This window comes from Eubacterium sp. AF34-35BH (assembly GCF_003477765.1).
Classification (GTDB): Bacteria; Bacillota; Clostridia; order Lachnospirales; family Lachnospiraceae; genus Eubacterium_G.
Window position 1 is genome coordinate 186,854 of sequence record NZ_QUDZ01000004.1, and the last position, 21,038, is coordinate 207,891.

19 protein-coding genes are annotated in these 21,038 nt (G+C 31.9%); all 19 read left to right on the forward strand.

Annotation, left to right across the window (positions count from 1 at the left end):
- The first annotated feature begins 40 nt into the window (after positions 1 to 40).
- Positions 41 to 391 (forward strand): YraN family protein, encoded by a 351-nt coding sequence (locus DWZ69_RS06115; RefSeq protein WP_158561083.1) that lies wholly within the window; start codon positions 41 to 43, stop codon positions 389 to 391.
- Complete coding sequence (gene pgeF / locus DWZ69_RS06120; RefSeq protein WP_117999570.1) at positions 391 to 1,239, forward strand: peptidoglycan editing factor PgeF; 849 nt, start codon at positions 391 to 393, stop codon at positions 1,237 to 1,239. The genes DWZ69_RS06115 and pgeF overlap by 1 nt, the downstream gene beginning before the upstream one ends.
- Before the next feature lie 54 nt (positions 1,240 to 1,293).
- Complete coding sequence (der, locus tag DWZ69_RS06125) at positions 1,294 to 2,616, forward strand: ribosome biogenesis GTPase Der (protein ID WP_022166077.1); 1,323 nt, start codon at positions 1,294 to 1,296, stop codon at positions 2,614 to 2,616.
- A gap of 26 nt (positions 2,617 to 2,642) precedes the next feature.
- Complete coding sequence (gene plsY / locus DWZ69_RS06130; RefSeq protein ID WP_117999571.1) at positions 2,643 to 3,302, forward strand: glycerol-3-phosphate 1-O-acyltransferase PlsY; 660 nt, start codon at positions 2,643 to 2,645, stop codon at positions 3,300 to 3,302.
- 1 nt (position 3,303) lies between these two features.
- Complete coding sequence (locus tag DWZ69_RS06135; protein WP_117999572.1) at positions 3,304 to 4,314, forward strand: NAD(P)H-dependent glycerol-3-phosphate dehydrogenase; 1,011 nt, start codon at positions 3,304 to 3,306, stop codon at positions 4,312 to 4,314.
- Between the two features lie 41 nt (positions 4,315 to 4,355).
- Positions 4,356 to 5,924 carry a cardiolipin synthase gene (gene cls / locus DWZ69_RS06140; protein WP_117999573.1) on the forward strand — a complete coding sequence of 523 codons (1,569 nt, stop codon included), beginning with the start codon at positions 4,356 to 4,358 and terminating at the stop codon, positions 5,922 to 5,924.
- Between the two features lie 64 nt (positions 5,925 to 5,988).
- Positions 5,989 to 7,455, forward strand: coding sequence for a stage IV sporulation protein A (gene spoIVA / locus DWZ69_RS06145; RefSeq protein WP_117999574.1), 1,467 nt, complete (start codon positions 5,989 to 5,991; stop codon positions 7,453 to 7,455).
- 95 nt (positions 7,456 to 7,550) lie between these two features.
- Positions 7,551 to 8,777: a tyrosine--tRNA ligase gene (tyrS, locus tag DWZ69_RS06150; protein WP_118436481.1), complete on the forward strand. Its 1,227-nt coding sequence runs from the start codon at positions 7,551 to 7,553 to the stop codon at positions 8,775 to 8,777.
- A 17-nt stretch (positions 8,778 to 8,794) separates the two neighbouring features.
- Positions 8,795 to 11,431, forward strand: coding sequence for an alanine--tRNA ligase (gene alaS, locus DWZ69_RS06155; RefSeq protein ID WP_117999576.1), 2,637 nt, complete (start codon positions 8,795 to 8,797; stop codon positions 11,429 to 11,431).
- A 119-nt stretch (positions 11,432 to 11,550) separates the two neighbouring features.
- The gene (gene rpsU, locus DWZ69_RS06160; protein ID WP_005362674.1) at positions 11,551 to 11,727 is read left to right on the forward strand and encodes a 30S ribosomal protein S21; all 177 of its coding nucleotides are present in this window, start codon (positions 11,551 to 11,553) and stop codon (positions 11,725 to 11,727) included.
- A 124-nt stretch (positions 11,728 to 11,851) separates the two neighbouring features.
- Positions 11,852 to 12,103: a YabP/YqfC family sporulation protein gene (locus DWZ69_RS06165; protein WP_117999577.1), complete on the forward strand. Its 252-nt coding sequence runs from the start codon at positions 11,852 to 11,854 to the stop codon at positions 12,101 to 12,103.
- The gene (locus DWZ69_RS06170) at positions 12,084 to 13,307 is read left to right on the forward strand and encodes a sporulation protein YqfD (RefSeq protein ID WP_117999578.1); all 1,224 of its coding nucleotides are present in this window, start codon (positions 12,084 to 12,086) and stop codon (positions 13,305 to 13,307) included. Before DWZ69_RS06165 ends, DWZ69_RS06170 begins: the two co-directional genes overlap by 20 nt.
- Positions 13,308 to 13,311: 4 nt before the next feature.
- Positions 13,312 to 14,316 carry a PhoH family protein gene (locus tag DWZ69_RS06175; protein WP_117999579.1) on the forward strand — a complete coding sequence of 335 codons (1,005 nt, stop codon included), beginning with the start codon at positions 13,312 to 13,314 and terminating at the stop codon, positions 14,314 to 14,316.
- Between the two features lie 85 nt (positions 14,317 to 14,401).
- Positions 14,402 to 14,899 (forward strand): rRNA maturation RNase YbeY, encoded by a 498-nt coding sequence (gene ybeY / locus DWZ69_RS06180; RefSeq protein ID WP_117999580.1) that lies wholly within the window; start codon positions 14,402 to 14,404, stop codon positions 14,897 to 14,899.
- A 2-nt stretch (positions 14,900 to 14,901) separates the two neighbouring features.
- Positions 14,902 to 15,987, forward strand: a complete 1,086-nt coding sequence (locus tag DWZ69_RS06185; RefSeq protein WP_117999581.1) for a DUF3048 domain-containing protein — start codon at positions 14,902 to 14,904, stop codon at positions 15,985 to 15,987.
- Between the two features lie 50 nt (positions 15,988 to 16,037).
- Positions 16,038 to 17,693, forward strand: coding sequence for a polysaccharide biosynthesis protein (locus tag DWZ69_RS06190; protein WP_158561084.1), 1,656 nt, complete (start codon positions 16,038 to 16,040; stop codon positions 17,691 to 17,693).
- An 80-nt stretch (positions 17,694 to 17,773) separates the two neighbouring features.
- Positions 17,774 to 18,112 carry a BofC C-terminal domain-containing protein gene (locus DWZ69_RS06195; RefSeq protein WP_117999583.1) on the forward strand — a complete coding sequence of 113 codons (339 nt, stop codon included), beginning with the start codon at positions 17,774 to 17,776 and terminating at the stop codon, positions 18,110 to 18,112.
- A gap of 14 nt (positions 18,113 to 18,126) precedes the next feature.
- The gene (locus tag DWZ69_RS06200) at positions 18,127 to 19,296 is read left to right on the forward strand and encodes an aminoacetone oxidase family FAD-binding enzyme (protein ID WP_117999584.1); all 1,170 of its coding nucleotides are present in this window, start codon (positions 18,127 to 18,129) and stop codon (positions 19,294 to 19,296) included.
- The gene (locus DWZ69_RS06205) at positions 19,296 to 20,873 is read left to right on the forward strand and encodes an FAD-dependent protein (protein ID WP_117999585.1); all 1,578 of its coding nucleotides are present in this window, start codon (positions 19,296 to 19,298) and stop codon (positions 20,871 to 20,873) included. Before DWZ69_RS06200 ends, DWZ69_RS06205 begins: the two co-directional genes overlap by 1 nt.
- Positions 20,874 to 21,038 lie beyond the last annotated feature (165 nt).

Consider the following 21,038-nt stretch of genomic DNA (forward strand, 5'->3'; position numbering starts at 1 on the left):
ATTAAATTATTTTTGTAAGATAATGATTTTAAGGGGGACTATGAATACAAGAAAAGTTGGTGGTTTTTACGAAAAAAAAGCCATTGAATATTTGAAAAAAGAGAATTTCAAAATTATTGCATCAAACTATTCCTGTAAAATAGGGGAAATCGATGTAATTGCATCTAAGGAAGATACATTGCATTTTATTGAAATAAAATATAGAAAAAATCTTATGTATGGCAATCCTTTAGAGGCGGTAAATTATAGAAAACAACAGAAAATCTACAAAACAGCAATGTGGTTTTTAAATGAAAACCAGATTTTTATGGATTTTCAGTGCAGTTTTGATGTTATAGCAATAACAGAGGAGCAAATTCGGTATATTTATAATTGTTTTGGAGTAATGTAATGAATATAGTATTGTTAAACAAAAAAAGCAGAAATTCAACTGTTATAAAATTTAAAAACGATGTTCCATATATTTCATATAAAGCAATGGATGAGATACCATGGCTTACACATGGCTTTTCCACAAGAATAGGTGGTGTAAGCCAGGGAGTTTTAAGTTCTATGAATTTAGGCTTTGGTCGAGGCGATTTAGAAGAAAATGTAGTAAATAATCACAAGATAATTGCAAATGCAATTGGGTTTGAAAGTAAAAATATCGTTTGTAGTAAACAGACTCATACTACAAATGTAGCTGTAGTTGGAAAAGAATTTAAGGGAAACGGTATTTATAAAGAAAATTGTTTTACTGACATTGATGGAATGATTACAAATGAAAAGAATGTAGTTTTGGCAACATATTTTGCAGACTGTGTTCCATTATATATGGTAGATGTAAAAAATAAGGCCATAGGTCTTTCTCATTCCGGCTGGAGAGGTACAGTTGGAAAAATAGGCGCATGTACTCTAAAGAAAATGAAAGAAAACTACGGTACTGATTCCAAGGATGTTATTGCCTGCATTGGTCCTTCAATATGTATGAGTTGCTATGAAATTAGTGAAGATGTGGCTAATGAATTTAAGATGGCATTTCCTGACAATATAGACAATATCCTTTTGAATAAAGGAAATGGTAAATATATGTTGGACTTATGGGAGTGTAACAGAATAGTTTTCAGGGAATGTGGTGTATTAGAAGAGAATATTCATTTACCTGATATTTGTACATGCTGTAACCATAAGATGCTCTTTTCCCATAGAGCAACTAACGGAAAAAGAGGAAATCTGGCGGCTTTTTTGGAAATAAAATAAGCAATTTACAAATAATGGTACTTATTGTAAAATCTAATGGTGAGGTGAGAGAATATGAGTAAACCAATTGTGGCTATAGTAGGTAGACCTAATGTTGGAAAATCAACATTATTTAATGCTTTAGCAGGACAAAAAATTTCAATAGTAAAAGACACTCCGGGCGTCACAAGAGACAGAATATATGCTGATATTGATTGGCTTAATTATAATTTCACAATGATTGATACAGGTGGTATTGAACCTGATAGCAGTGACATTATTTTAGCACAGATGCGTGAGCAGGCGCAGATTGCCATTGATACAGCAGATGTTATTATATTTATGACAGATGTAAAGCAGGGCTTAATTGATGCTGATGCAAAGGTTGCAGATATGCTTCGTAGAAGTCAGAAACCGGTTGTTTTAGTGGTAAATAAAGTAGATAATTTTAATAAAATGATGGCAGATGTTTATGAATTCTATAATTTAGGTATAGGTGATCCTGTTCCAATTTCTGCATCACAGAGAAGTGGTATAGGTGACATGCTTGATAAGGTTGTTGAACATTTTAAATCACTTGATTTAGAAGAAGATGAAGATGACAGACCAAAGGTCGCCATTGTTGGTAAGCCAAATGTTGGAAAATCATCAATTATCAATAAACTAACAGGTGAAAGCCGTGTTATTGTTTCTAATATTGCAGGCACAACAAGAGATGCCATTGACACTGATGTTAAATGGAATGGAAAAGAATATGTTTTTATTGATACTGCAGGTATTAGAAGAAAATCAAAAGTAAAAGAAGATATCGAAAGATACAGTGTTATTAGAACTGTTACTGCTGTAGAAAGAGCAGACGTGGTGGTTATTGTTATTGATGCAACTGAAGGGGTTACTGAACAGGATGCAAAAATTGCCGGGATTGCCCATGAAAATGGAAAAGGTATAATTATTGCCGTAAATAAATGGGATGCAATTGAGAAAAATGACAAGACTGTTTATGAGTATACTAATAAAGTAAGACAGATTCTTTCTTTTATGCAGTATGCAGAAATTATGTTTATTTCAGCAAAAACAGGTCAAAGATTACCTAAGTTGTTTGATATGATTGATATGGTAATTGAAAATCACACTATGAGAATAGAAACAGGTGTTGTAAATGAAATTATGGCAGAAGCAGTAGCAATGCAACAGCCACCATCAGATAAGGGTAAACGTTTAAGACTTTACTATATTACTCAGGTATCAGTAAAGCCACCAACATTTGTTATTTTTGTAAATGATAAGGAATTAATGCATTTCTCCTATACAAGATACATTGAAAACCGTATCAGAGAAGCTTTTGGTTTCAGAGGAACTCCATTAAGATTTATTATTAGAGAAAGAAAAGAAAAATAAACATTTTAATTTAAGGAGTATTTGCGATGGTTTGGCAGAAAATAATTTGCATTGTTATCGGTTATATTTTCGGCTTATTTCAAACAGGTTTTATAATTGGTAAAATGCATAATATAGACATTAGAGAATTTGGAAGTGGCAATTCAGGAACAACGAATGCCATGCGTACACTTGGAAAAAAATATGGTTTTATGACATTTTTCGGCGATGCACTTAAAGCTGTTTTTGCCGTAGGTGTTACATATTTACTTTTTAGAAATTCATGTAATGACAGTTTAATTGCAATTGCCTTATATACAGGGCTTGGTACAATTTTAGGCCATAATTTTCCTTTTTATATGAATTTTAAAGGAGGGAAAGGCATTGCAGCATCATCGGGAGTTATTTTCTCACTTGTCTTTTTTGACTGGAAATTTTTAGCTCTTGGTTTAATAACTTTTTTTGTTGCACTTGCTTTAACTAAATATGTTTCGTTTAGTTCATTATGCTTAATGACAGGTTTCTTTTTGGAAATGGTAATATTCGGTCAGTTGAACATGGTGCATAACTTAAATCAAAGTGAAAAATTAGAATCGTATATTTTGGTTGGAATCATGATGGTTTTGTCTTATATACGACATAAAGATAATATAAAAAGACTGGTCAATGGAACAGAACGAAAAATTGGTCAGAAAAAGGAGGCATAATATGTCAAAAGTTACAGTATTAGGCGGTGGTGGTTGGGCCATTGCTCTTTCAAAAATATTATATGGAAACGGACATGATGTAACAATATGGTCTGCATTGCAGAAAGAAGTAGATTTATTAAGCAAAGATAGAGAAAATAAAATAAGCTTGCCTGGAATAAAAATTCCAGAAGATATTATAATTACAAATAATATTGAAGAAGCTGTTAAGAATTCTGAATTAATCGTTATGGCAGTTGCTTCATCATTTGTCAGAAGTACATCTAAATTATTAAAAGATATTATACCTGACGGTCAAATAATTGTTGATGTTGCAAAAGGAATTGAAGATAAGACTTTTGATACAATGACAGAAATTATGGAAGAAGAATTACCAACATGCGAGGCTGTTGTACTTTCAGGTCCAAGCCATGCTGAAGAGGTAGGACGTAACATACCTACAGTTGTAGTTATTGGTGCTAAGAAGAAAGAAGTAGCACAGAAAGTTCAGACAATGTTTGCAAATAAATATTTTAGAACATATATAAGTCCTGACAGAAAGAGTATTGAATTAGGTGGCTCTTTAAAGAATGTTATAGCCCTTGCAGCGGGCATAATTGACGGTCTTGGTTTTGGTGATAATACAGAGGCTGCTTTAATTACAAGAGGTATCAAGGAAATTACAGCTCTTGGTGTCAAAATGGGTGGTCATTCAAGAACTTTCAATGGCCTATCAGGAATTGGTGACTTAATTGTAACATGTAACAGTAAGCACTCAAGAAACAGAAGAGCCGGTGTCCTTATAGGCAAAGGCTACACATTAGATGAGGCTGTTAAAGAAGTAAAAATGGTTGTTGAAGGTGCAGTTTCAGCTAAAGCCGCTTTAGAACTTGCAAAAAAATATAATGTGGACATGCCTATAGTAGAAGCTGTAAATGAAGTCCTTTTTGACAACAAACCTGCTGAAGAAGCAATGTGGGAATTAATGGAGCGTGAACAGACAAACGAATTTCATGATTTAGAATGGAGATAAATTAATATAGTATAACATATATTATATTTAAGGGGAGTTTAATGGATAAGACCAAATTAGATAAGACAAAAAATAAAGGTAAAAAAGGCATTGCCACATTTTTATTTAGTCGAATTTTTATTTTTGGCTTAATGATTATTATTCAGATTTTATTTTTCTGGGCAGTTGCCTACAACGTTGTTTTAGATAAAAGTGTTTCTTACGTTGTAACATTGTTGCAGGTTTTATCGGTTGTATATATAGTTAGCGATAAATCAGATCCCACAATGAAACTGATATGGGTTATTTTTATCGTTGTAGTTCCGGGATTTGGTGTTTTGATGTATTTGTACACTAAATTGCAACCTGGTTCAATAAAACTTCGAAAAAAAATAGAACATATTGATTTAAAGTCTCAACGATATTTGCAACCTGAACAGCAAATATACAATGATTTACAAATACAGGATAAACAGGTCTCGATGCTTGCAAAGTATGTTTATGACTACACCGGTTGTCCTGTTTATAAAAATACTGATGTTTCATATTTTAGTTGTGGAGAGGAAAAGTACACAGCCTTAATTGAAGAATTGGAGAATGCCACAGATTTTATTTTTATGGAATATTTTATTATTCAGCAGGGAAAAGTCTGGGACTCAGTTCTTAATATTCTTGAAAGAAAGGCAAAAGAAGGCGTAGAAGTAAGAGTAATGTATGATGGCCTTTGTTCCCTTACAAAGTTACCGGTTGGCTATTATAAGAAACTACGTCAAATGGGCATAAAGTCAAAAACCTTTGCTCCTGCGAGACCTTTTTTTACAACTGAGCAAAACAACAGAGATCATAGAAAGATTCTTGTTATTGACGGTAAAGTTGCTTTTACCGGTGGTATTAATCTGGCAGATGAATATATGAACCTTGTTGAAAAATTCGGTTATTGGAAAGATACTGCGGTTATGTTAAAAGGTGATGCAGTAAAAAGCTATACACTTTTATTCTTACAAATGTGGAATGTAACAGAGCGGACAATTGGAAATTTTGACAGATATTTAGATATAAAAATTCCAAAAATATATGACGATAATGGTTATATAATAGGCTACGGTGATGAGCCGGTTGGAAAAGAAAGAGTTGGTGAATCTGTTTATTTACATATGATTAATACAGCCAACAGATATCTTCATATTGTTACACCATATTTAATTTTGGATAATGTTATGATGTCTGCGTTAAAGTTTGCGGCAAAACGTGGTGTAGATGTAAAAATTGTCATGCCAGGTATACCTGACAAACCATACGCTTATTGTATAGCAAGAACATATTACAGTGAGTTAATCGAAGCCGGTGTGGAAATTTATGAATACACACCCGGTTTTACTCATGCTAAGATGTTTATTAGTGATGATGAAAAAGCAACTGTTGGAACAATTAATTTAGACTATAGAAGTTTATATTTACATTTTGAAAATGGATGCTTTATTTATAAAAATAATGTAATTTATGATATAGAAGCCGACTATGAAAATATGCTTGCTGTATCAAAAAAGGTTTCTTTAATAGAATGTAGAAACAGGCCTTTATGGTATAAAGTATGCGGGAAATTATTAAGACTAATTTCTCCGTTAATGTAAAAAGTAATAAAAAGCCTCTCATTGCCATATATTTTAGTATTAATATATGCACTGGGAGGTTTTTATGGATTTTAATGTATATAATGACATTGAAAAAAGAACAAAGGGGGAAATTTACATAGGGGTTGTGGGACCTGTTAGAACTGGAAAATCAACTTTTATTAAGAATTTTATGGATGTGGCTGTAATGCCAAATATAAAAGATGAAAATGAGGTTAAACGAGCAATGGATGAGCTGCCACAATCATCAGCCGGTAAAACAATAATGACAACAGAGCCTAAATTTATACCTAATAAAGCGGTGACAATTAATATTGGTAACAAAGCTAATATTAATGTTAGACTAATAGACTGTGTTGGCTTTATGGTTGATGGGGCTACAGGTCACATGGAGGAAGATTCTGAAAGAATGGTAAAAACACCTTGGTTTGAACAGTCAATTCCTTTTTCAAAAGCTGCTGAAATTGGTACAGAGAAAGTAATTTCAGAACACTCAACAATTGGTGTAGTTATAACAAGTGACGGAAGTTTTACTGACTTGAATGTTGAAGACTACAACAAGGCATTAGATAAAACAGTTAATGAGTTAAAAAAAATTAATAAGCCTTTTATTATTCTTGTTAATTCAATGGAGCCTACATCAAAAGAGTGTCTGGAATTGAAAAAAACTATTGAAAGCAAATATGATGTATCAACAATAGCAATAAACTGTCTTAAATTAAACGAAGATGACATTAATAATATTTTAGAAAATATATTATTTGAATTTCCAATTACCGAAATAGTATTTAATGTTCCAAAATGGCTTGAAATAATCAATTTAGACAGTGATATGATGAAATACATAATAGAATATTCTAAACAGATTTTAGAAAAAATTACTAAAATTAAAGATATAAAAAATCTTATTTTTAGTCCTGACAAAAATTATGTAAAAAATATGTCTGTATCAATGGTTGAGTTGTCCAATGGTAAAGTTGTTATGGATTTTTCTGTGGACGAAAGTTCTTATTATGACACATTATCAGAAATTACAGGCAGCAAAATTGAAAATCAGTTGCATCTTATAAGATTTATCAAAGAACTTGCAGCAAAAAAAACAGGTTATGATAAAGTGAATTCAGCCATAACAAAAGTGAAGGAAACAGGCTATGGAATTGTTATGCCTGACAAGGAAGAAATAGTTTTAGATAGTCCCGAATTAATAAAGAACGGTAGCAATTATGGTGTAAAAATAAAAGCAACAGCACCGTCTATTCATTTTGTAAAAGCGAATATATTAACTGAAATTTCTCCAATTATAGGTAACGAAGAGCAGGCGAAGGATTTAATAGAATTTATAAATGCCAATGAAGAACATAATGATATTTGGGATACAAACATTTTCGGAAAAACAATTGGTCAGATAGTGGAAGAAGGCATTAGCAATAAAATTGATAACTTAACAGAAGATACAAGAGCCAGAATGCAGGGGACTGTTGAAAAAATAACAAATGATCAAAGCAAAGGAGTTATTTGTATTTTGCTTTAAATAACGAAAAGCGGTTATTGTAAAATTTTAACTACTATGATAAAATTGTTATTTGATTGAGCATAAATAATGCTATAGAAGGAGAAGATAAGATTATGAACACATACGAAGAGTTGAAAGCGCGTGGCCTTATAGCACAGGTTACTGATGAAAAATTAATTAGTGATTTAATAAATAAAGGTGAAGCTGTTTTCTATATTGGCTTTGATCCAACAGCAGACAGTCTTCATGTAGGTCATTTTATGGCTTTATGTCTTATGAAGAGACTTCAAATGACCGGCAATAAACCAATAGCTCTTTTAGGTGGTGGAACTGCAATGATTGGTGACCCATCAGGAAAGACTGATATGAGAAAAATGATGACAAAAGAAACTATTGACCACAACATTGAATGTTTCAAGAAACAGATGAGCAAATTTATCGACTTTTCTGACGGAAAAGCATTAATGGTAAACAATGCAGACTGGTTAATGGATTTAAATTATATTGATGTTTTAAGAGAAGTTGGACCACATTTCAGTGTAAACAGAATGCTTACTGCTGAATGTTACAAACAGAGAATGGAAAGAGGACTTAGTTTCTTAGAATTCAACTACATGATTATGCAGAGTTATGACTTCTACAAATTATTCCAGGATTATGGTTGTAATCTTCAGTTTGGTGGAGATGATCAGTGGAGTAATATGCTTGGTGGTACAGAACTTATCAGACGTAAATTAGGAAAAGATGCCTCAGCTATGACAATTACATTACTTCTTAACTCAGAAGGTAAGAAGATGGGTAAGACAGTTAGTGGTGCAGTTTGGCTTGATCCTGAAAAAACATCACCATACGAATTCTTCCAGTATTGGAGAAACGTTGATGATGAAGATGTTATTAAATGCTTGAAGATGCTTACATTCCTTCCATTAGAAGAAATTGAAGAAATGGAAAAATGGCAGGGTGCTGAACTTAATAAGGCAAAAGAAATTTTAGGCTATGAATTAACTAAGTTAGTTCATGGTGAAGAAGAAGCTAAAAAAGCATTAGATGCAGCTAGGAATATATTTGCTAAAGGAGGAATTTCAGGTGATATTCCTACAACAACATATGCAAAGGCTGAATTAGAACAGGGAATTGATATTTTAACAATTTTAGTAGATACAAAACTTGCAAAATCAAGAAGTGAAGCAAGAACTTTAGTAAACCAGAACAGTGTTTCTGTTAATGGAGAAAAAGTAAATGCTATAGATAAAACATTAACTACAACTGATTTTAATGATGAAGGTGTTATCTTAATTAAGAAGGGTAAAAAAGCTTTCCATCAGATTAAAGCTGATTAGTTTAGGAGGAACTTACAATGAAGAAATACGGATTAAATGAATTAAGACAAATGTTCCTTGATTTCTTTGAGTCAAAAGGACATTTAGTAAAAAGCAGTTATTCATTAGTGCCACATAATGATAACAGTTTATTGCTTATTAATGCAGGTATGGCGCCTTTAAAGCCTTATTTTACAGGTCAGGAAGTTCCACCTAGAACAAGAATGGCGACATGTCAGAAATGTATTAGAACAGGCGATATTGAAAATATTGGTAAGACTGCAAGACATGGTACATTCTTTGAAATGCTTGGTAATTTTTCATTTGGAGATTATTTTAAACATGAAGCTATTCATTGGTCTTGGGAATTTTTAACAGAAGTTGTTGGACTTGAAGCTGACAGATTATACCCTTCTGTTTATTTAGAAGATGATGAAGCTTTTGATATTTGGAATAAAGAAATGGGTATTCCAAAAGACAGAATTTTCAAATTCGGTAAAGAAGATAACTTCTGGGAACATGGTGCAGGCCCTTGTGGTCCTTGTTCAGAAATTTATTATGACCGTGGTGAAAAATATGGTTGTGGTAAACCAGATTGTACTGTAGGTTGCGAATGTGACAGATATATTGAAATCTGGAACAACGTATTTACTCAGTTTGAAAATGACGGCAAAGGAAATTATACAACATTAAAGCAGAAGAACATAGATACAGGTATGGGACTTGAAAGACTTGCAACAGTCGTTCAGGATGTTGATTCTATTTTTGATGTTGATACTATTAAAGCTTTACGTGATAAAGTATGCGAAATTTCAGGAAAAGAATATAAGAAAGAATATAAATGGGATGTTTCCATAAGAATCATTACTGATCATATCCGTTCAGCTACATTTATGATTTCTGACGGTATTATGCCATCAAATGAAGGTAGAGGATATGTATTAAGAAGATTAATCAGACGTGCTGCAAGACATGGAAGATTATTAGGTATTGATGGAATGTTCCTTTCAGACCTTTCAGAAACTGTAATTGAAAGTTCTAAAGATGGTTATCCTGAACTTGAAGAAAAGAAAAATATGATCTTCAAAGTATTAACTGAAGAAGAAAATAAATTTAACAAAACAATTGATACAGGTCTTAATATTTTGGCTGAAATGGAAGCAAAAATTTCAGAAGAAGGAAACAAGACTTTATCAGGGGACGATGCCTTTAAGTTATATGATACTTATGGATTCCCACTTGATCTTACAAAAGAAATTCTTGAAGAAAAAGGATTTAGCGTAGATGAAGAAGGTTTCAAAAAAGCTATGGAAGTTCAGAGAGAAAAGGCAAGAAATGCCCGTAAGACAACTAACTACATGGGTGCAGATGAAACAGTATACGAAAGTCTTGATAAGAATTTAACATCAAAGTTTGTTGGATATGACAAATTGGAAAATGAATCAGAAATTACAGCTTTAACAACAGAAAAAGAAGTTGTTCAGGCATTAGCTGAAGGTGATAATGGCACAATTCTTGTAAATGAGACTCCATTTTATGCAACAATGGGTGGTCAGACAGGTGATAAAGGTATTATTGAAACAGCTAACGGAAAATTTAAAGTTGTAGATACAATTAAGCTTCATGGCTCAATGATTGGACATGTTGGATATGTTGTAGAAGGTATGGTTCAGGTTGGAGATAAAGTAGCTCTTAAAGTTTACAGCGCTAACAGAGAAGCAATTGCTAAAAACCATAGTGCAACACATTTATTACAGAAGGCATTAAAACTTGTTTTAGGCGAACATGTTGAGCAGGCAGGTTCTTATGTTGATGCTGAAAGATTAAGATTTGACTTTACACATTTCCAGGCAATGACAAAAGAAGAAATTGCCAAAGTTGAATCTATTGTCAATGAACAGATTGCTAATGGATTAGATGTTGTCACAAAAGAAATGACATTAGAAGAAGCTAAGAAAACAGGTGCTATGGCATTATTTGGAGAAAAATACGGAGATACAGTTAGAGTTGTATCTATGGGAGATTTTTCTGTTGAATTATGTGGTGGTACTCATGTTTCAAACACAAAGGAAATTTCATACTTAAAGGTTATTTCTGAAGCCGGTATTTCTGCAGGTGTTAGAAGAATTGAAGCCTTAACAGGAAATGGCTTAATTAAGCATTTTGAAGAAATGGAAAAATTATTAAATGAAGCTGCAAAGGCTGCCAAAAGTGATGCACATAATTTAACAAAGAAGATTCATTCATTAAATGATGAAATCAAATCATTATCAAGTGAAAATGAAAAGTTAAAAGCAAAATTAGCTAACGAATCTGTTGGAGACGCATTAGACAACGTTGTGGAAGTAAAGGGAGTTAAACTTCTTGCTACAAAGGTAGCAGATGTGGATATGAATGGTTTAAGAAATCTTGGTGATCAGTTAAAAGAAAAAATGGGTGGCGGAGTTGTTGTTATTGTTTCAACAACAAATGACAAAGCCAATGTAATTGTTATGGCTGATAATGATGCGATTTCAAAGGGAGCTCATGCCGGAAATATGATTAAAGAAATTGCTAAATGTGTCGGAGGTGGCGGCGGTGGTCGTCCAAATATGGCTCAAGCAGGTGGTAAAAATCCAGCCGGTGCTGATATGGCAATTGAAAAGGCAAAAGAGATTTTGGAAAGCCAGTTATAATTTTGTATTATTTCAAAAATAAGGTTGACGCATTGAAAAAATATGTTATAATATTTAAAGTGTTTTAACACAAATACCTACAGTTTTAGGAATCTATAACTGAAGGGAGGGAAGAACAGATGTCAAGCGTTATCGTAAAAGAAAACGAATCAATCGACAGTGCATTACGTCGATTCAAGAGAAATTGCGCAAAGGCTGGTATTCAGCAGGAGATTCGTAAAAGAGAACATTACGAAAAACCAAGCGTAAAGCGTAAGAAGAAATCAGAAGCTGCTAGAAAGCGCAAATATAATTAATTATAAAAAGTCAGGACCTATGTCCTGGCTTTTTTATGTAATAAAATCTTTACCTTTAACATAATCTAATAAATATAAATAATCTGCTTAATACTGCCTAATTAATTCCAAAGGAGCAAACGCCATGTTTAATGTTGATGATAAATACGACCTTCCAAGAGACGTTGTACATAAAGATTCGTTAATAGAAATTATTGGCAGAAATGAATTTGTTGTAGAAAACTATAGATGTTTAAAAGAGATAAAAGATAATGAAATATTAGTCATGTGCAAAAAATATAATTTATTAATAAAAGGCGAAAAGTTAAACATAAAATATTACAATAGCGAGTCTATGGTTGTAAGTGGGGTATTAAATGAAATTTCATTTATATAGAATAACAATAAATTCCAAACATATTTACAGATTCTTAAACAATACTAAAGAGATAAAAATAAGAGATATAACTTTCAATCAAAATGGAAATGATTCTCTGGCATCTTTTACAATTAATTCGTCAGATTTTAATACTGTTACAGGAATAGCGAAAGATAATAATATAAAAATAATAAATGTTCACGAGTTTGGCTTGTATAAAAAAATTACTCATAGTTTTTTTATTAAATTAGCTGCAACATTTGCTATATTCTTTATTTTATTTATAGTTATTTCCACTCAATTTATTTGGAAGATAACAATAAACGGCAACTATTCATATACCCAAAAAGAAATTTTAGATTATGTCAGATGCCTTAATGTAACAGAAGGGGTTTTGAAAAATAAAGTAAATTGCGAAAATATAGAAAAAAACATCAGAGAAAATTATAATGACATAAGTTGGGTATGTGCTGAAATAAAAGGCACTAATCTTATAATTCACATAAAGGAAAATTATATTACTGAAATTGCAAAAAAAGAAAGCCGTCCTTATAACATTGTTTCCAAATATTCAGGAAAAATCCAATCTATAGTGGTTAGAAAAGGTACGCCATTAGTTAAGAAAAATCAATATGTACATAAAAATCAAATTCTTATTAAGGGTGTAACAGACGTTGCAGATGAATCAGGTCAAAAGCTTTACTCGGTTATTACCGGCTCTGACGGAGATATTTTAGGGAAAATTAAATTTAATTATAATGACCAAATTCCTGTTAAACATAAATATAAAATATATAATTCCTCTAAAACCTATTACATCCCTTTTATAAAAAACTACAGATGGCATATTAAAAGTAAAAAAAATAAAGATATTGAATACAGCGAATCAAAAATAAAATTTTTTGAAAATTATTATTTTCCAATAGGCTTTGGCAAATATGTAAGCAAAGATTATACAATAAAAACTGCAAATTATTCAAAAAAGCAGGCAGAAAAAGTTTTATCATCTAAGTTAAACAATAAATTAGCAATATTAGAACAAAAAGGCTACAAAATATTAGCAAAAAATGTTAGAATAGTACGGAAAAAAGAATTTTACCAATATAAGGGCGATGTTATATGCATTTTACCCGTTGGCAAGGTGCAATACATAAAAGATTCAACCTTAAACAAAATAAAACAAGAAAAGGAATCTGTTGAGCAGACAACAGCAGACAGGTAAATTAATGAGTGTAATAGAAAATATTATAGATATTCCTGCAGAATATGAGAAAACTGTATTTGGTCAATTTGATTATAATATTAAGAAGATTGAAAAGACCTTACATGTTACGATTATTTCACGAGATGGAGATTTGAAAATAATCGGTGGTGAAACGGCCACCAAAAGAGCGAAAAGCGTGTTTAACCAATTAATTGAATTGGCAAAAAGAGGAAATGAAATCACAGAACAAAATGTTGATTATGCATTGTCTTTAAGCTTTGAGGAAAAAGAATCTGCAATAGTTGAATTAGATGATAACATTATTTGCAGAACAATAATGGGGAAGCCTATTAAACCCAAAACATTAGGTCAAAAGAAATATGTAGACTTAATAAGAGATAAAATGATAGTTTTTGGTGTGGGGCCTGCCGGTACAGGTAAAACCTATCTGGCAATGGCAATGGCAATTACAGCCTTAAGAAATAATGAAGTAAATAAAATTATTTTAACAAGACCTGCCATTGAAGCCGGTGAGAATTTAGGCTTTTTGCCAGGAGATTTACAAAGCAAGGTTGATCCCTATTTGCGCCCGTTATATGATGCCCTTTATCAAATTATGGGAGCTGAAAGTTTTATTTCTAATTCAGAAAAAGGAATTATTGAAGTTGCACCACTTGCTTACATGCGTGGTAGAACTTTAGATAATGCTTTCATAATACTTGACGAAGCTCAAAATACAACACCTGCTCAGATGAAAATGTTCTTAACCAGAATAGGTTTCGGTTCAAAGGTTATAGTTACCGGTGACAGAACCCAGAAGGATTTACCAAGAGATGTTGTATCAGGTTTGGATATAGCACTTAAAGTTTTGTCGAAAGTGGATGATATTGGCTTTGCCTTTTTAGATAACAACGATGTTGTCAGACATCCTTTAGTTCAAAAAATTGTCAAGGCATACGAAGAATATGAAAATAGAAAATCGTCATATTTAAAAAATAAACCAAATGGCAAAACTAAGGATAAATAAAAAAGATTGGCAAAAAAATAATTAAAGACTCGTACAGAGTTAATTAATAATCTTAATTCAATCAGATAATAAAAAAGGAAAAAACATGAATATATATATTGAAAATCAATACAAAAATAATATTGACATTGATTACGAAAATTTAATTAATATGGTCGTATCAGAAGCTATTGATTATGTAAAATGCCCCTACGAATGTGAGGTGAATGTTACTATAGTTGACAACGATGAAATACATGAAATAAACAACAGTCAACGAAATATTGACAGACCTACAGATGTTTTATCATTTCCAATGCTGGAATATGATAAACCAGGTGATTTTGATAAATTCGAAAATGATTTATATGCATTTGATCCTGACACAGGAGAACTTACATTAGGAGATATTGTGATTTCCTACGACAAAGTAATTTCTCAGGCAGAAGAGTATAATCATTCTGTTATAAGAGAGTTTGCTTTTTTAGTGGCACATAGTATGCTTCATTTATTTGGCTATGACCATATTGATGATAAGGAAAGAATGGAAATGGAACAAAAGCAAAAAGAAATTTTAAATAATTTAGGAATAACAAGGGAGTAATTATGAAGAGAAACAAAATCATAGCTATAACAATTTTAGTTGCAGTAATAATAGTTGGTGTTATTCTTGCAGTTGTGTTTGGTAGTGCCAAAAAGCAGACAAATACGCCTACAACAACACCTGAACAGACAACAGTTACTGAAACAACTACAGCAGATCCAAATGCAGGCAAGGTAATTAGTAAATTAACAGGAGAGTATGTTAAGAAATCTATTGCCAATAAAAGACCTGTTGCTTTAATGTATAACAATATTATTAACGCAATTCCACATTCAGGACTTTATAATGCAGATGTATGTTATGAAGCACCGGTAGAAGGCTCAATTACAAGAATTATGGGCATTTTTGAAAATTATTCAAAACTCAAGAAAATGGGTTCGGTTAGAAGCTGCAGAATATATTATTGTGCCTTTGCAAATGAGTGGGATGCTATTTACAGTCACTTTGGACAGTCAAAATATGCACTTGATTATTTAAAAAGTGGTTCAATTGACAAAGTAGGTTCACTAAATGCTGAGTCAGCTTTTTATCGTACATCAGACAGAGTTGCCCCTCATAACTGTTTTACATCAGGAAAAGGACTTGATTCTGCAATTAAAAAGTTTAAATATAGAACTTCATACAAGAAAAAATATACATCTCATTTCAACTTTGCAAAAAGTGGCAGCAAGATTGCTTTAGACAGTAAAAAAACAGCTAAAAAAGTTGAAATTGGTTATAGAATAAATCATCCATATTTTGTATATAACAAAAAAGACGGTCAATATTACAGATATCAATATAACCAGAAGCATATTGATGATCAGAACAAGAAGCAGTTACATTGTTCTAACATTATTGTTCAGTTTGTAAACTATACATTATATCCTGATAATAAGAGCTTGGATATTACTCTAACAGGCAAGGGTAGTGGCTGGTTTATTACAAATGGCAAAGCCGAAAAAATTACCTGGTCAAAAGATAAAAAAATGACAGGCAGAACAAAATACCTTGATAAGAATGGAAAAGAAATAACATTAAACACAGGTAAGACATGGATATGCGTTGTGGGAAATGATGACAAAGCTAATTTTAAAATTTCAAAATAAACAACCAAATATAACAAGACAATAACATAAGGAAAATGGAAGATAAAAAAATGAGTAGTAAGTCTAAAAAAGATAGTTTTATAATACAGGGCAGTATTTTGGCAATGGCAGGTATACTTGTTCGTGTAATAGGATTAATTTATAGAATACCTTTAAACAGAATTTTAGGAGATGTTGGTTTAGGATATTATGGCACAGCTTTTGAGTTTTACAATGTGTTGATTTTGTTATCATCACAAAGTATGCCATTAGCCGTATCAAAGATAGTATCTGAAAAGCTTGAAAAAAAGGAATATAAAAATGCTCACAAGGTTTTTAAGGGAGCATTATTTTATGGTGGTTTTATAGGACTTGCCTTTGGACTATTCTTGTTCTTTGGGGCAGATTTCATTGCAGGAGTTTACAAACAGCCACCAATAGCAATAGCATTAAGAGTATTGGCACCAACCCTTACAATTGCCTGTATTTTAGGTGTAGTAAGAGGCTATTTTCAGGGTATGGGCAATATGGTTCCAACTGCTGTTTCGCAGATTTTTGAGCAGATAGTAAATGCCGTAGTCAGTGTTATAGCTGCTTATGAATTAGGTGCCTACGGTTATACTTTATCAAAAATTGCCAGTGAGCAGAAAGTATTAAAAGGTTCTTATGCTGCTGCCGGGGGAACATTAGGAACATTATCAGGTGCTTTAATTGCATTGATTTTTATGTTCTTTATAGTATATGTAAATAGAAATTATTTCCGCAAAAAAATGAAAAAAGACAGAACAGGAGTCCAGGACAGCTATGGTCAGATTACCAAAGTCATTCTTTTAACAATTACTCCGGTTTTGTTTAGTACAACAATATACAATATTGGAAATCTTTTGGACAACCCAATATATCAGAATATAATGTCAAGTATCTTCCACGTAAGTGAAACAACCAATAGTGCTGCATGGGGCGTTTATTCAGGCTATTACAGACTTTTGACTACAATGCCAATAGCAATAGCCTCTTCACTGTCGACGGCTATTGTACCATCATTAGTTAGGTCGTATATAGCAAAGGACAAATTAGTCGTTAAAAGAAAAGTTATGTTAGCACAGAAGTTCTCAATGTTAATTGCTTTTCCTTGTGGTATGGGATTATCAGTTTTAGGTGGGCCAATTAACTCACTTTTATTTGGTGAAAAAGTTGAATACACATCAATTATTATGATTTTCAGTATTTTTACTGTAGTAGCTTTTAGTTTATCAACAATCAGTAATGCAATATTACAGGGTATAGATAAATTAAATGTGCCAATTAGAAACTCGGCAATATCACTTGGTATACACATTATTTTCTTACTGATACTTTTATTAGTATTCAGACTTGGTATATATGCCGTTGTAATTGGAGACTTTACATTTGCAATGACAGTTGCGGTACTTAACTCATTTTCCATTAAGAAATACCTTGGCTACAAACAGGAAGTACATTACACTTTAGTTTGCCCATTTGTTTGTTCAGCCATAATGGGTATCTTCTGTTTAGTATTTTACAAACTTGGAATGATGATTCTACCATCTAATTTCATTTGGACAGTTTTATCAATACTTATTGCAGTGGTAATATATGCTGTTTCTTTAGTATTTACTAAGACAATAACTGAGGATGAGTTGTATTCTATTCCCAAGGGAAATCAGATTGTAAGAATTTTGAAGAAATTCAGATTATTGAAATAATTAAGGTATAAATATACAAATATTGTAAAAAATATATGCAGGTAAAGGAATATTTTATCAGATAAAAGGAGTGGTAATTTATGAATAAACGTGCATATATTTTTTATTTAATTATATTTGTTGTTGGATTCAGTATTTCATATTTATGTGGATACAAAATGGGAACTTCAGATTTGAAAAATGTAGCCATTAAGTCTGATGCGGTTAAAGCTAACAATGAAAATAAAAAAGAAGGCTACTGGCTTATTGCAAAAGATAATATTTTGTATGTATATAAAAGTGATAAAGAAACAGAAATTGCTGAAACGGACATAAACATATCGAATATGTCTTTAAAAGATAGAAAAATAATTATAAATGGTATTTATGTTGAAAGCTCTGAGGAACTGTTTAAATTTCTCGAGGCAAACACCAGTTGATGAAAGGACAATAAATGAAAACAATTGTTATTGGTGCAGGAGCATCAGGTCTTGTGGCAGCGATAGCTGCTGCTAATGCTGGCTCTAGTGTTACGGTAATTGAACATAACAAACAGGTAGGGAAAAAAATACTTATAACAGGAAACGGTCGTTGTAATATTACTAATGAGGCTATGAATGAGAATAAGTTTTATGGCAACAGTTCTTTTATTAAAAAAGTATTAGAAGCTTATTCACCTGATGATATACGAAGTTTTTTTAAAAATATTGGTATATGCACAGTGTCGAAAAACGGCTATATTTATCCTTCAAGTATGCAGGCGCAGACCGTATGTGAATTTTTAAGAGAATATGCCATGGAGCTTGGTGTTAAAATCAAAACTAACAATAATATTAATAGTATACAGCAGAATAATGGGAAATATGTTGTTGATATAGGTATACCTTTGGAATGTGATAATTTGATTTTGGCAACAGGTGGAAAAAGTTATGAAGTTACAGGCTCTGATGGAAGTGGTTATGAATTAGCCATGAAGTTTGGGCACACTATAACAAAACTTTCTCCAGCTCTTACAGCTCTTGTAATAAAAAAAGATATTCTCACAAAAAGCTCAGGCGTAAGGGTAAAAGGTACAGTTTCAAAGGGAAATTATAAGCACACCGGTGAAATTCAAATAACAGATTATGGTGTATCAGGAATTCCGGTTTTTAATATAAGCAGAACATTAGAAACAAATGATAATTTGGTAATAGATTTTGCACCTGATTTTTCTACAAATGAATTAAGAGAAATAATATTTAAATTTTCAAAAATATACAAAGATTTAGCAACTGAAAAAATACTTAAAGGCTTATATAATGAAAAACTGGCATCAGTTTTAGCTGAAAAATCAGGTTTAAAGAAAATTAAGGCAAAAGCTTTATCAACAGAAAACATTGAAAGTCTTATTAATACTATTAAGAATTATAACGTTATTATTGATAAAAAAAGAGGTTTTGATTACGCCCAGGTAACAGCAGGTGGTGTAGATACATCCGAAATCAATGCTGAAACCATGGAATCTAAATTATCACCTAATTTATATATTGTTGGTGAAATGTTGGATGTAGATGGAATCTGCGGTGGCTATAATCTTCATTTTGCCTGGTGTACAGGACTTATTGCAGGAGGAAATTGTAACTAATGAAACTATTACAGGTATCGAACATAAAAGTTGACATAACAGAAGATGAAAAAACAGCATTTAAAAAAGCTCTCAAAAAAGCAGGTCTTTCAAAAGATAAAGTCAGTAGTTGGAAAATAATAAAACTATCCATAGATGCAAGAAAAAAAGTGGAAATGCATAAGGTATATGTTATTGGTTTGTATGTAAAAGAATATAACAAAACAAGAAAAGACGTGCAGATAATTACAAAGGAAAAAGAATATACATACGAAATTTCAGGCACGAAAAGAATCACCTTTTCACCTGTAGTTGTTGGCTTTGGACCAGCAGGTATGTTTTGTGCATATCTTCTTGCACTTAATGGCTACAAACCTATTATTATAGAACGTGGCAGTATGGTCGAAAACAGAACAAAAATCGTAGAAGACTTTTGGAACACAGGCGTTTTAAATACAAACTGCAATGTCCAATTTGGTGAGGGGGGAGCCGGAACCTTTTCTGATGGTAAATTAAACACAGGCATTAAAGATAAACAAAACCGAATAAAATTTGTTCTTGAAACTTTTGTTAAATTTGGTGCAAACGAAAAGATTCTATATGAAGCCAAGCCACATATTGGAACAGATGTATTGAAAAATGTTGTAAAAAACATGAGAGATTTTATCAAGGAAAAAGGTGGTAAGTTTTACTTTGATACAAGGTTTGAAGGCTTTGAATGTGAAAATGGTAAACTTAGCAGGGTTATTTTAAGTAGCAAAAAAGTAATTGAGACAAACCTTTGTATTCTGGCAATTGGTCACAGTGCAAGAGACACATTTGAAATGTTATATAACAACGGTGTAGAAATGACACAGAAACCGTTTGCGCTAGGTGTAAGAATAGAACATAAACAGAGTACTATTAATAATAGTATGTATGGTTTCCCTGATGACAGATTAGGTGCGGCAAATTATAAACTTACCCATACAACAACAGCAAACAGAGGTGTTTATTCGTTTTGTATGTGCCCAGGTGGCTTTGTTGTTGATTCTTCTTCAGAAGAAGGTGGGAAAGTTGTTAATGGCATGAGTTACTCCAAAAGAGATGGAGAAAATGCCAACAGTGCAATTGTTGTTACAGTTACTCCAAATGACTTTGATGGAGATAGTCCCTTAGCAGGGATTGATTTCCAACGTGCCCTTGAAAGAAAAGCCTACAAAGAAGGAGCTGGCTTAGTTCCATTACAAAAATATGGAGATTTCAAGAATAATGTTAAAACAACAGATTTAGGTACAATTACACCAAACATAAAAGGTAAGTATACATTATCTAACTTAAACAACATTTTTCCTAACTTCATTGTTGAATCCATAATTGAAGGAATTGAAGCTTTTGGAAAAAGAATAGAACATTTTAACGATGATGATGCTGTTTTATCAGCTATAGAAACAAGAACATCATCACCAATTAGAATTACACGTGATGAAAACTTTAATTCAAATATAAAAGGGCTAATTCCTGCAGGAGAAGGAGCCGGTTATGCAGGTGGAATTACATCTGCTGCCATTGACGGCATGAAAATTTTTGAAGAAATTATAAAAAATTATTGCGTGTAAGATACTAAAATATTTCGTATAGGTTGTTTTAATATTTTGCAAATATTTCGTATAAGCTGTTTTAAAGTGACTTTTTTACAAATATGTAGTATTATATAAAGATGTATGTGAATAATTAGAAAGGTTATTGGGTTTATTAATTTTAAAAGAACCAAATAACAACAT

Excerpts from the sequence above, each read along its gene's own strand:
- DWZ69_RS06115 (WP_158561083.1), top strand. The coding sequence starts at position 41 with ATGAATACAAGAAAAGTTGGTGGTTTTTACGAAAAAAAAGCCATTGAA.
- pgeF (WP_117999570.1), top strand. The coding sequence starts at position 391 with ATGAATATAGTATTGTTAAACAAAAAAAGCAGAAATTCAACTGTTATA.
- der (WP_022166077.1), top strand. The coding sequence starts at position 1,294 with ATGAGTAAACCAATTGTGGCTATAGTAGGTAGACCTAATGTTGGAAAA.
- plsY (WP_117999571.1), top strand. The coding sequence starts at position 2,643 with ATGGTTTGGCAGAAAATAATTTGCATTGTTATCGGTTATATTTTCGGC.
- DWZ69_RS06135 (WP_117999572.1), top strand. The coding sequence starts at position 3,304 with ATGTCAAAAGTTACAGTATTAGGCGGTGGTGGTTGGGCCATTGCTCTT.
- cls (WP_117999573.1), top strand. The coding sequence starts at position 4,356 with ATGGATAAGACCAAATTAGATAAGACAAAAAATAAAGGTAAAAAAGGC.
- spoIVA (WP_117999574.1), top strand. The coding sequence starts at position 5,989 with ATGGATTTTAATGTATATAATGACATTGAAAAAAGAACAAAGGGGGAA.
- tyrS (WP_118436481.1), top strand. The coding sequence starts at position 7,551 with ATGAACACATACGAAGAGTTGAAAGCGCGTGGCCTTATAGCACAGGTT.
- alaS (WP_117999576.1), top strand. The coding sequence starts at position 8,795 with ATGAAGAAATACGGATTAAATGAATTAAGACAAATGTTCCTTGATTTC.
- rpsU (WP_005362674.1), top strand. The coding sequence starts at position 11,551 with ATGTCAAGCGTTATCGTAAAAGAAAACGAATCAATCGACAGTGCATTA.
- DWZ69_RS06165 (WP_117999577.1), top strand. The coding sequence starts at position 11,852 with ATGTTTAATGTTGATGATAAATACGACCTTCCAAGAGACGTTGTACAT.
- DWZ69_RS06170 (WP_117999578.1), top strand. The coding sequence starts at position 12,084 with ATGAAATTTCATTTATATAGAATAACAATAAATTCCAAACATATTTAC.
- DWZ69_RS06175 (WP_117999579.1), top strand. The coding sequence starts at position 13,312 with ATGAGTGTAATAGAAAATATTATAGATATTCCTGCAGAATATGAGAAA.
- ybeY (WP_117999580.1), top strand. The coding sequence starts at position 14,402 with ATGAATATATATATTGAAAATCAATACAAAAATAATATTGACATTGAT.
- DWZ69_RS06185 (WP_117999581.1), top strand. The coding sequence starts at position 14,902 with ATGAAGAGAAACAAAATCATAGCTATAACAATTTTAGTTGCAGTAATA.
- DWZ69_RS06190 (WP_158561084.1), top strand. The coding sequence starts at position 16,038 with ATGAGTAGTAAGTCTAAAAAAGATAGTTTTATAATACAGGGCAGTATT.
- DWZ69_RS06195 (WP_117999583.1), top strand. The coding sequence starts at position 17,774 with ATGAATAAACGTGCATATATTTTTTATTTAATTATATTTGTTGTTGGA.
- DWZ69_RS06200 (WP_117999584.1), top strand. The coding sequence starts at position 18,127 with ATGAAAACAATTGTTATTGGTGCAGGAGCATCAGGTCTTGTGGCAGCG.
- DWZ69_RS06205 (WP_117999585.1), top strand. The coding sequence starts at position 19,296 with ATGAAACTATTACAGGTATCGAACATAAAAGTTGACATAACAGAAGAT.